This is a genomic window from candidate division KSB1 bacterium (genome assembly GCA_022562085.1).
Taxonomy (GTDB): Bacteria; Zhuqueibacterota; Zhuqueibacteria; order Oceanimicrobiales; family Oceanimicrobiaceae; genus Oceanimicrobium.
The window spans coordinates 1-3,880 of record JADFPY010000399.1; the positions used below are offsets into that span (position 1 = coordinate 1).

Genomic DNA, 3,880 nt, shown 5'->3' on the forward strand with positions numbered 1-3,880 from the left:
CACCGCGCGAATGCTGTGCGCTGCCACAGCCACATCCACCATCGGATCATTTTTATACCGATTCGAAAGCGTTTCAACATCCTGGAGAACTTTGTCAACCGAAGGATCGCAAAAACGTTTTTGAGTGGACTCGATTTCCTGGTACTGTCCGGCCCGAAAATAGGCTGTTCGAATCAAAGTAATTCTGACACCCACCTCTTTTGCCGCGCGAATAACCGAATCTGCGAGAATAGTCCGGTCGTCATAAGGCGTGCCATCCTGCTGGTGATGCACGTAATGGAATTCGCCAACTGCCGTCACTCCGGACATTGCCAACTCCACAAATGCAAAACGCGAAATATTAAATATGTCATCGGGATCCAGCTTGCCGGCAAGTTCATACATGAGCCCGCGCCATGACCAGAAGGAGCCGGCTTTTGTTTGTCTGCGCTGGGTGCGGCCACGCAAAGCACGCTGGAAGGCGTGCGAATGGGCTGTTGCCATGCCGGGCATGACGATGTGATTTCCCTGGCGAAATATTTTGGGTGAGTTCTTCATTTCAATTTTTAGACCTTAGTTTGCTTCAATAAAAATACGATAATACCTAAACGGATACAACTACAAAAAATTAATTGAACATATTTAATGTTTGATTTTTTGGTATAAATTTTTAAGTTTAATTGTTATGTTAGGAGTTAAAATTATGACTGATACACTTGTCAAAGAAGTCGCATCACAGTTTTCGCTTTCCGAAAAAGAGTTGAAGAGAGAAGGAATCAAAGCGTTTTTACAAAGTCAACTTCACCTGTTAGAAGTAGAACGCCAGCAAATTTTTAGGAAGTTTGATCTGAAATCGTTTGTGGAACTCGACAAATATGTAACTGAACACCCCGACAACGAATCTGATCTTCTCGAAGATTTTGAAAAAGCCGACAATTTGACATTTCGGATTGATGAAATAAAAAAACTATTCAAGCGGCTAAATGATAAATGATCGAACTTGACCCGCTTGCCGAAATAGCCTCTACGGAATTTTCAGATATTGTCATTGCTTGCCAAATTATAAATCACAAACTAAGAGTGACGCTTGTGGATGATTCCTATATTGATTTTCGCTGGTCACTCGCCTTGCCCGGAAGATTCTCATATCATTGGGAACGAAGGGATATCACCGGAGAAATCTATCGCCACGATAACTCACCTCATTCAAAGTGGAAGGGGTTAAAAACATTTCCTCTTCACTTTCATTTCGGCTCTGATTCCAATGTAATTGAAAGTAAAATAAGTTTGAAGCCGGAAACTGCAGTTAGAGAATTTCTCGCTTTCGCGAGACAGAAATCACTGGAATCGTAATATGAATCAACCGTTGCAAACCATTCACTTAGACCCGCTAAAACACACGGATAGTGTCGAAGAATTTTTAGATTATTTTCATCTGCCGTCTAAAAATCCGGGTCTCGTTTTTCTACAAGAAATCCTTAGGCGCTTCGCGCAAATTCCTTACGAAAACATCAGTAAAATCATCAAGCTGAGCCGGAATTGGGATTCGCAAGTCAGCAAAATCAGGCTCCCTGAAGAAGTTATCGAAGCTCATATTTCAAGCCAATTAGGCGGGACCTGCTTTTCGTTGACTTTTTTCCTGCAATCGATTTTAGCTCAAAATGGCTTCACCTGCTATCCGGTAATGGCGGATATGAAGGCCGGTAAAAACATCCACTGCTGCTTGATTGTGGTTTTGGATTCGGTAAAATATTTGATAGACCCCGGCTATTTGCTCACCCAGCCGATGGAAATTAATCCACAGAAGCCCAAACTTTTCCGCAATGAATTTTCGGGCATAGAGCTCCGTTTCCATCCATCAAGTGAGACATGTGATCTTTTTACTTTTAATAAAAAAGAATGCAAATGGCGCTACCGGTTTCGGGATCGGGCGGTACCCTCCGAAGAATTTCTCCAACACTGGCTGGCGTCTTTCGGTTGGAATTCAATGCACGGCATCTGTTTGACCAAAGTAATGAAAAACGGAATGCTTTACATTCACAAGAATTTTATGCGCGAAACGACCTTTTCGGATAAAAGGAATTTTAATATCAAACGAAATTACCACGCGGCTATTCACGAAAATTTTGGCATCGATAAGCAAATAGTCGAGCAGGCGCAAGCGGCTTTACATGATAATCTCGAACGGAAAAAAGAGTTGGGACTTTGGGTGCCGAAAAAATCAGTCCTTAAAGAGATAGTTAGAGACGCAAACAGCCTGCCTTGAGAAAAGACAAAAGCGCTGATGCAAGATCGCAAATCCTAAATCATATATCGTATATCAGATTTCTGACCTCGAAAATATACGATTTACGATATGCGATTTACGATTTTTAATAAGAGGCTCTCCACTTCTCAAATCGTCTGGCGTCAAATTCAGCTTGCACTGAATGAAAGCAATGAGCTTGGTTCGATTTTTGTGAAAAAATTCATTCATCATTGGAGAAATATAATGGAAACTGCAATTAACGAAATTAAACTTAAAAAATTGTTAAAGGAGGCAGTTGAAGAGGTTTTGGTAGAAAACAAAGAATTGTTTTCTGATTTAATCTTCGAAGCTGTGGAAGACATTGCATTGATTAAAGCTATTAAAGAAGGTGAAAATTCCCAAGCTGTGGACAGAGAAGAAATATTTAAAATCTTGAATGTGCAAAAGTGAAGCCAACCGAACCGGAACCTGTTAAGCTGTTTGTCGGTATTTTGTACACTGATGAGTCGCTTTTAGAAAAAGCCATAACTTTAGTTGTCAAAAAATTTGGAGAAACCGATTTTGAAAGTCCCGTGTTTGAATTTACGAGTTCGGATTATTATAAAGCAGAAATGGGGTGGCCGATATTTAGGGAGTTTGTGTCATTTCACAATCTAATCAATCCAATAGAGCTGGCGAAAATCAAAATCGAAACCAACAAAATTGAAGATGAATTAACAGAAAAAAACATGCGCAAAGTCAACCTTGACCCCGGGTATATGGACACTAACAAAGTGGTTCTGGCATCCGCAAAATTTAACGCCCAAAAAATCTACCTCGACCACGGAATCTACGCCGACCCGACTCTCTGGTATGAAAAAGGTAAATTCGAACCATACCCGTTTGCTTTCCCGGATTTTAAAACCAGAGTTTATGAAAAGACATTTATAGATATCAGAGCTTTGTACAAAGCGCAGGCCCGAAAATTGAATTAACCTGTAACGCGAATGTCCTCATTTGCGAGGACTCTCAATCGAGACGATTGAGTTACATCACTTAACCGGAAGGAGGAAAAATGGATAGGAAAAAATTCATTCTCGGCTCCCTGGGGGCAGCCATAACATCATTTCTGTTAGGCGCACTCTGGCACCCGCTCTTAATGGGCGACTTTTACACCGCTCATATGGCTACAATATTACGAGCAGAGCCAAGCATACCTTTTATTGGGCTTGGTTATCTTGTGCTTGGCATGCTGATGGCGTACACCTATCCATTAGGTTACAAGGGTGGTTCAGCGGTCAAAGAAGGCTTTAGATTTGGTGCGCTCATCGGCTTAATCTGGATTCTGCCATTGTCGCTCATGCTGCACGGCACCATTAACATTTCCTTAGTTGTGGTTCTTGTGGATGCTGGTTGGCACATTGTGCAGGAAGGTCTGGCAGGAATCGTTCTCGCCATGATTTATGGCACCGCTGCCGCGTCATCAGAATAAGTTATAAATTAGAAAAGGGTTGCAAGTCCTGACAGGGTTTTGAGCCCTGTCAGGATTACGGTTTTAATGGAACAAAAAAATGAGCATTTTGAAACTCCGACAGGACGCACGAAAAATATTCGATGCCGGTCTGCAGGCAGTCGACCCAAAAATCGGCGTCCACAAATTTCTGAAATGTGAAT

At 41.7% G+C, this 3,880-nt stretch carries 7 protein-coding genes; 6 read left to right on the top strand and 1 reads right to left on the bottom strand.

What is annotated here, in order from left to right:
- The coding region (locus IH879_21135) for an amidohydrolase family protein (GenBank protein MCH7677432.1) at positions 1 to 537 on the bottom strand (537 nt) is incomplete at its 3' end.
- Between the two features lie 145 nt (positions 538 to 682).
- On the opposite strand from IH879_21135, the gene IH879_21140 reads away from it, so the two are divergent.
- The 6 genes from IH879_21140 (at position 683) to IH879_21165 (ending at position 3,698) form a co-directional block, all read left to right on the top strand.
- A complete protein-coding gene (locus tag IH879_21140) occupies positions 683 to 973 on the top strand; it encodes a hypothetical protein (protein ID MCH7677433.1) in 291 nt (96 codons plus the stop codon).
- Entirely contained in the window at positions 970 to 1,332 is a 363-nt protein-coding gene (locus IH879_21145) for a hypothetical protein (GenBank protein MCH7677434.1), read from the top strand. Before IH879_21140 ends, IH879_21145 begins: the two co-directional genes overlap by 4 nt.
- Position 1,333: 1 nt before the next feature.
- Positions 1,334 to 2,245 carry an arylamine N-acetyltransferase gene (locus IH879_21150; protein ID MCH7677435.1) on the top strand — a complete coding sequence of 304 codons (912 nt, stop codon included), beginning with the start codon at positions 1,334 to 1,336 and terminating at the stop codon, positions 2,243 to 2,245.
- A 222-nt stretch (positions 2,246 to 2,467) separates the two neighbouring features.
- Complete coding sequence (locus tag IH879_21155) at positions 2,468 to 2,677, top strand: hypothetical protein (protein MCH7677436.1); 210 nt, start codon at positions 2,468 to 2,470, stop codon at positions 2,675 to 2,677.
- Positions 2,674 to 3,201, top strand: coding sequence for a DUF4416 family protein (locus tag IH879_21160; GenBank protein MCH7677437.1), 528 nt, complete (start codon positions 2,674 to 2,676; stop codon positions 3,199 to 3,201). Before IH879_21155 ends, IH879_21160 begins: the two co-directional genes overlap by 4 nt.
- Before the next feature lie 80 nt (positions 3,202 to 3,281).
- Positions 3,282 to 3,698 (top strand): DUF1761 domain-containing protein, encoded by a 417-nt coding sequence (locus IH879_21165; protein ID MCH7677438.1) that lies wholly within the window; start codon positions 3,282 to 3,284, stop codon positions 3,696 to 3,698.
- The last annotated feature ends 182 nt before the right edge of the window (positions 3,699 to 3,880 follow it).